This is a genomic window from Pseudoalteromonas mucoides, assembly GCF_049257175.1.
Lineage (GTDB): Bacteria > Pseudomonadota > Gammaproteobacteria > Enterobacterales > Alteromonadaceae > Pseudoalteromonas.
The window spans coordinates 1-6,142 of the sequence record NZ_JBMMUC010000032.1 but is presented as its reverse complement, the minus strand read 5'-3'; the positions used below and the strand labels follow the sequence as shown (position 1 = coordinate 6,142).

6 protein-coding genes and 1 rRNA gene are annotated in these 6,142 nt (G+C 39.7%); 6 read left to right on the top strand and 1 reads right to left on the bottom strand.

What is annotated here, in order from left to right:
- Positions 1–114 (bottom strand): 16S ribosomal RNA (locus AAEU30_RS21400); the annotation flags it as partial.
- A 682-nt stretch (positions 115–796) separates the two neighbouring features.
- Between AAEU30_RS21400 and AAEU30_RS21395 the strand changes: the two genes are divergently transcribed.
- The 6 genes from AAEU30_RS21395 (at position 797) to AAEU30_RS21370 (ending at position 6,017) form a co-directional block, all read left to right on the top strand.
- The gene (locus AAEU30_RS21395; RefSeq protein WP_421962284.1) at positions 797–1,636 is read left to right on the top strand and encodes a metalloregulator ArsR/SmtB family transcription factor; all 840 of its coding nucleotides are present in this window, start codon (positions 797–799) and stop codon (positions 1,634–1,636) included.
- Between the two features lie 13 nt (positions 1,637–1,649).
- A complete protein-coding gene (arsB, locus tag AAEU30_RS21390) occupies positions 1,650–2,666 on the top strand; it encodes an ACR3 family arsenite efflux transporter (protein ID WP_421962285.1) in 1,017 nt (338 codons plus the stop codon).
- A gap of 20 nt (positions 2,667–2,686) precedes the next feature.
- Positions 2,687–3,178: a phosphatase domain-containing protein gene (locus AAEU30_RS21385; RefSeq protein ID WP_421962283.1), complete on the top strand. Its 492-nt coding sequence runs from the start codon at positions 2,687–2,689 to the stop codon at positions 3,176–3,178.
- A gap of 20 nt (positions 3,179–3,198) precedes the next feature.
- Positions 3,199–4,209 carry an ArsJ-associated glyceraldehyde-3-phosphate dehydrogenase gene (locus AAEU30_RS21380; protein ID WP_421962282.1) on the top strand — a complete coding sequence of 337 codons (1,011 nt, stop codon included), beginning with the start codon at positions 3,199–3,201 and terminating at the stop codon, positions 4,207–4,209.
- Positions 4,210–4,215: 6 nt separating this feature from the next.
- On the top strand, positions 4,216–5,442 hold the full coding sequence (arsJ, locus tag AAEU30_RS21375; protein WP_421962281.1) for an organoarsenical effux MFS transporter ArsJ: 1,227 nt from the start codon (positions 4,216–4,218) through the stop codon (positions 5,440–5,442).
- A gap of 146 nt (positions 5,443–5,588) precedes the next feature.
- Positions 5,589–6,017 carry a hypothetical protein gene (locus AAEU30_RS21370; protein ID WP_421962280.1) on the top strand — a complete coding sequence of 143 codons (429 nt, stop codon included), beginning with the start codon at positions 5,589–5,591 and terminating at the stop codon, positions 6,015–6,017.
- Positions 6,018–6,142: the final 125 nt, after the last annotated feature.

The window sequence follows — 6,142 nt, the reverse complement described above, 5'->3', positions numbered from 1 at the left end:
ACCCGTCCGCCGCTCGTCAGCAAAGTAGCAAGCTACTTTCTGTTACCGCTCGACTTGCATGTGTTAGGCCTGCCGCCAGCGTTCAATCTGAGCCATGATCAAACTCTTCAATTAAAAGTTTTTTCTGTCTTCTCCCATAAAGAGAGCCGACACGCTCAATGAATTCTGAATTTATTTAATATCTTTCGATATTGAATTGACTGTACTGAATAACTACCTAAGTAATTATTCTGTTGGTCACTCAGTTTCAATTGAGACTCTAATTTTTTTGCCTTACTTAGCGAACTAAGCTCGGCTGTTAGAACTCAATCTGTACGAGTGCCCACACAGATGATTGCTTTATATTGTTAAAGAACGTTGCGATTAAAGCGCTTTACTTTATCTCGCTAGGGCTGCGCATATTACGCTTTCCTATTTTTTTGTCAATACTTAATTTTAAACTTTTAAAAAATCTAAACTCAAGTTTTACTCGACTTACTAAGTGACTTGCTTGACTCGCTAAGCGTTGCCTGCTCTGCCGTCTCAGTGGGGTCGCATTATAGGGAGAACAGATTTTTACGCAAGCGTTTTTTAAAGTTATTTGCAATTAATTGGCATTTGGTATGTTTTTCAAACGAACAGCGTAAAAACACAGCTAAACTTGCTATAAAGAAGCCTCTAAAATCAAGTTAACTTCATGATTGGTCAATTATCACTCTTTTGAAACTAAAAACATTCATTTAAAAGCATATTCACACTTGAATATATGCAATAACGAATATACACTTTATTACATGTTTTATATGAGTCATTATTTATGAGTAACCAAATTTCTAGTAAACGTTCTGTTTTATTTCTTTGTACAGGTAACTCTGCACGCTCACAAATGGCTGAGGCGTTACTTCGTCACAAAGCGGGCGATCTATTTGATACTTACAGTGCTGGTACGTCACCAGAACTAATTGATCCTCGCACCTTAAACGCTCTTAAAAAGTTTGGTTTGACTATTGATAATCTTAAATCAAAGAATGTTGATGAATTTTCAGGTCAAGAATTTGATTTTGTAATTACCCTTTGTGACAAGGCAAACCAAGAATGCCGGAACTTCTCAGGCGCAAAAGCACAACTCGCTTGGGATTTTCCAGATCCTAAAGAGCGATGCTGTAATAACCCTTTTGCTACCACATTAAGTGAATTAAATAATCGCTTGTCGATGTTTCTACTTTTAGAAGGCAAAGATCAACCAAATGGTAAGGCTGCATCAAGCCTACGTATTGATAAACAAATCTCTGAACTTGATAACCTTACTATTGATCCTATTTCCTTTTACAAGTGCTTAACTGATGATATACGCCTAAAAACACTGATGCTTACTAATTATCACGGTGAACTATGTGTATGTGAATTGATGGAAGCGCTACAAGAAGATAGCCAACCAAAAGTGTCGCGTAACTTAGCTGTATTAAAACGAGCGGGAATTATCACAGATAGAAAGCATGGCCAATGGGTATTCTATAAAATCAATCCCGACCTACCTATATGGATAAAAAAAGTGATCAGTGAAACAACTGAAAACAATCTCACACTAATTGCAAATAATCTAAATAACCTCGCTAATATGCATAACCGCCCCAGCAAAACCGACTTTTGTCGCTAATGAGGAGATCATAATCGGAATTTTTGAGCGCTACTTATCCCTATGGGTGGGCTTAGCCATCATTACTGGTGTTTTACTTGGCCTGTGGCAACCTGATGTATTTCAAATGATTGCTGACTTTGAAATAGCTCATGTGAATATTGCTGTCGCTGTTTTCATTTGGGTGATGATCTTTCCCATGATGGCGCAAATTGATTTTTCATCTATTAAAGATGTTGGTAAAAACCCAAAAGGCTTAGTGCTTACACTGATCATTAACTGGCTTATTAAACCTTTCACTATGGCTGCGCTTGGTTGGCTATTCTTTAACTTTGTATTTGCCGATTTGGTTGATGCACAAACTGCGCAAGAATATATAGCAGGTATGATTTTACTTGGTGTTGCACCTTGCACGGCCATGGTGTTTGTATGGTCACAACTCACAAAGGGTGATGCTAACTACACGTTAATTCAAGTTTCTGTTAATGATGTCATCATGATTTTTGCATTTGCACCTATCTCTGCCTTGTTATTAGGTGTTAGTGATATTCAAGTGCCATGGGAGACATTACTTTTATCAGTAGTGTTATATGTATTATTGCCATTAACTGCTGGCGTGCTTACACGTAAGGCTTTAAATAAAGGTAAAGATGAGCAAGCGCTTGATCTATTTTTGGCTAAGCTAAAGCCTTGGTCTATGGTTGGGTTGATAGCAACTGTAGTTTTACTATTTGGTTTTCAAGCTAATACAATTATTTCAGAACCACAAACTATTGTACTCATCGCTATTCCCCTCATCATTCAAACCTACGGTATTTTTATCATTGCTTATGCTGCCGCTATTTGGATGAAGCTACCACAAAAAATTGCCGCGCCCTCTTGCTTAATTGGTACTTCAAACTTTTTTGAACTCGCTGTAGCGGTCGCTATTTCATTGTTTGGTTTACACTCAGGCGCAGCACTTGCCACTGTCGTGGGTGTATTGGTTGAAGTGCCGGTGATGTTATCGCTAGTCGCCATTATTAATCGCACTCAACACTGGTTTAAATAATTATAAGAAAGGATTTCATAATGCAACTTCACCCGTTTGACACATTAACGTTAGATAATGGCGCAAAGCTTATTTTTACGTCTTGCCCTGGCAGCAAAGAGGCGTCACTTGAAGAATCTGTACTTACACTTAAACAAGCCGGCACCAGCATGCTGCTTACACTAATGTATGACCATGAGATTGCTAAAAATAACATTGAGTCACTCCCCACTATTTGCGCTGAGCATAATATCTCTTGGCTGCAGCTGCCAATATTAGATGATGAAGCACCCGACCAAGAATTTGAAGCACAATGGTTGCTACATAAAGATACGGTTATAGCCGCTATAAATAACCAAGCAACTATTGCGGTGCATTGTAAAGGCGGTACAGGTAGGACAGGCTTAGTGATTGCGCTTATTTTACTTACTCATGGTTACTCTCGTGACAACATCATTCAGCAGGTACAACAAATAAGACCTAAAGCTCTTAGAAATACGCTTCAACTTAATTATTTTAATTCGCAGTTATAATCAGTATTAAGGAATGAACAATGACAATTAAAGTAGGTATTAATGGTTTTGGCCGTATGGGCCGTTTATCAATGCGGGCAGCTTTCGATTGGGATGATGTAGAAATCGTCCATATTAACGACCCTGCTGGTAACGCTGAAACGTTCGCCCATTTAATGACATTTGATTCTGTACACGGCAAGTGGCATCACGAAGCAAGCCATACTGACGATACTATTATCATAAATGGTAAAACCATTACTTTTACGCAAAACACTAAAACACAAGAGACTGATTGGTCACAGTGTGATGTAGTAATTGAAGCTTCTGGCAAAATAAAAACCAAAGCGCTACTGCAAGCTTACCTTGATCAAGGTGTAAAGCGCGTTGTTGTGACAGCACCGGTAAAAGAAGACGGTATTTTAAATGTGGTAATGGGAGTAAATGACCACCTTTATAATAAAGATACTTACCCAATCGTCACGGCGGCATCATGCACAACCAATTGCTTAGCCCCTGTGGTTAAAGTTATTCATGAAAAGATTGGTATCAAACATGGTTCAATCACCACAATTCACGACATAACCAATACACAAACAATTATTGATGCACCACATAAAGACTTACGCCGTGCGCGTTCATGTGGCACAAGTTTAATTCCTACCACTACAGGGTCAGCAACAGCTATCACGCATATTTTCCCTGAGTTAAAAGGCAAGTTAAACGGTCACGCGATTCGCGTACCACTTACTAATGCATCAATCACAGATTGTGTGTTTGAACTTGAGCGTGGCACAACGATTGATGAAGTAAATACCTTACTAAAAGATGCAGCCGCGGGTGAGCTTAAAAATATCATGGGCTATGAAGAACGCCCGCTTGTCTCTATCGATTATAAAACAGACCCGCGTTCCAGTGTTATTGATGCACTTTCAACCATGGTGATCAACGATACACAAGTGAAACTCTACGTGTGGTACGACAATGAGTGGGGCTATGCAAACCGTACTGCTGAACTTGTGCGTAAAGTTGGCCTAGCCGATAAGGAATAGTTAACCGTGGATCGATTAAAAGCACTTTCGCCACAAATAAAACAATACTTAATAATTACCGGTAATTATTGGGCGTTTACTCTTACTGATGGTGCACTACGTATGCTTGTAGTACTGTATTTCCACCAGCTTGGTTATAGCCCGCTTAGCATTGCAATGTTGTTTTTGTTTTATGAAATTTTTGGTGTGATCACTAATTTAGTGGGCGGATGGCTTGGTGCTCGATTCGGCCTTAATAAAACCATGAACATTGGCTTGGGCTTACAAATAGTTTCTTTAGTCATGCTCATGGTGCCTGTTGATGCACTCACTGTTATTTATGTTATGGCAGCTCAGGCATTATCTGGAGTAGCCAAAGATCTGAATAAAATGAGTGCCAAGAGTGCGATAAAACTCCTCGTTCCAAAAGATGCGCAAGGTCAGCTATATAAATGGGTCGCTATTTTAACGGGCTCTAAAAATGGACTCAAAGGGGTTGGCTTCTTTTTAGGTGGCTTGTTGCTTACCATACTGGAGTTCCACGGCGCAATTCTTAGTATGATTTGCATGCTCACCGCGGTCTGGCTATTTAGTATCTTTGCTTTAAAAGAAGACTTAGGTAAAGCTAAAAATAAAGCCAAATTTAGTGAGCTATTCTCCAAAAGCAAAGCTATTAATGTGCTTTCCGCTGCACGAATGTTTTTATTCGGCGCGCGCGATGTCTGGTTTGTGGTTGCCTTGCCTGTATTTTTAGCCGCAACCTTTGGTTGGGACCATTGGTGGGTTGGCGGCTTTATGGCAAGCTGGGTGATTGGCTATGGCATAGTGCAATCTTTTGCCCCCTCTTTTACTGGTAAAAAGTCAGGGCAAGTCCCAAGTGGCCACAGCGCGTTTTTGTGGGCTAGTTATTTAACGATATTACCTGCACTTATTGCCCTAGCTCTACATTTTGATTTTTATATTCAGATATCGATTATTGCAGGCTTACTTATCTTTGGCGCTGTATTTGCTATTAACTCATCGTTACATAGTTATTTAATTGTCAGCCTTGCCGACAGCGATGGCGTATCCTTAGATGTAGGCTTTTACTATATGGCCAACGCCATGGGGCGATTAATTGGCACAGTGTTATCGGGCTGGGTGTATCAACAGTATGGACTTGAAGCCTGTTTATGGATCTCAAGCGCTTTTATTGCCTTGGCCGCCCTGCTGTCACTGGCCTTGCCACAACAAGCAGAAGTTCCAGCTCAGTAACTTAGGTTATCCCTGCATGGTGTTTGCTATGCAGGGCACTGTATTTTTTAAATAAAGCCCCTAGTAACTTTCCTAAATATGGAACGTTTAATGCATTGTTTTTGACATTAAAAAATATGTCAATTTATAGTCGCACGGGACGCTCAATGAATCTAACCAATATACCTTCATCATTAATTGCTGATCCAAACTTGTTAAAGCAAAGCCAAACTGGCACACAACAGACTACGGGCCAAACTGAAGGTAGCGCTGCTTCAACGACCGTTATAGTAAAAGATACAGATGAAAACACCACGCAAGATGATACAAGTACTGATGAAACTGAACAAAGCACTCAGCAGCAAATGATCACACACATAAAAACATTACAAGAAAAAATACACGCACTTGAAGCTGATGACAGCCTAACAAAAGCAGATCAACAAACACAAATTGGCGAATTACAGCAAGAGTTAGATGAAGAATTGGTTGCTATACAGTTAAGCGTTAAAAAGAATGTATCAACATTAATGGGAAGTTTATTTTCGTCATCAGGAAACACCAGTTCAGGCTTGTTGTTCAATCACAGTGCTTAATACGAGGGCGTTCAAAATTCTGTGTCAGCTTAAAAATTAAAGATCGAGCACGTTATCTAAACGCCCCTTAAAATAAATCGCCAACTGAGATAAACACAAGCTCCAATTGTGGATTGGCATGGTCC

Coding starts and splice junctions, on each gene's coding strand:
- AAEU30_RS21395 (WP_421962284.1), top strand. CDS start 797: ATGAGTAACCAAATTTCTAGTAAACGTTCTGTTTTATTTCTTTGTACA.
- AAEU30_RS21385 (WP_421962283.1), top strand. CDS start 2,687: ATGCAACTTCACCCGTTTGACACATTAACGTTAGATAATGGCGCAAAG.
- AAEU30_RS21380 (WP_421962282.1), top strand. CDS start 3,199: ATGACAATTAAAGTAGGTATTAATGGTTTTGGCCGTATGGGCCGTTTA.
- AAEU30_RS21370 (WP_421962280.1), top strand. CDS start 5,589: ATGAATCTAACCAATATACCTTCATCATTAATTGCTGATCCAAACTTG.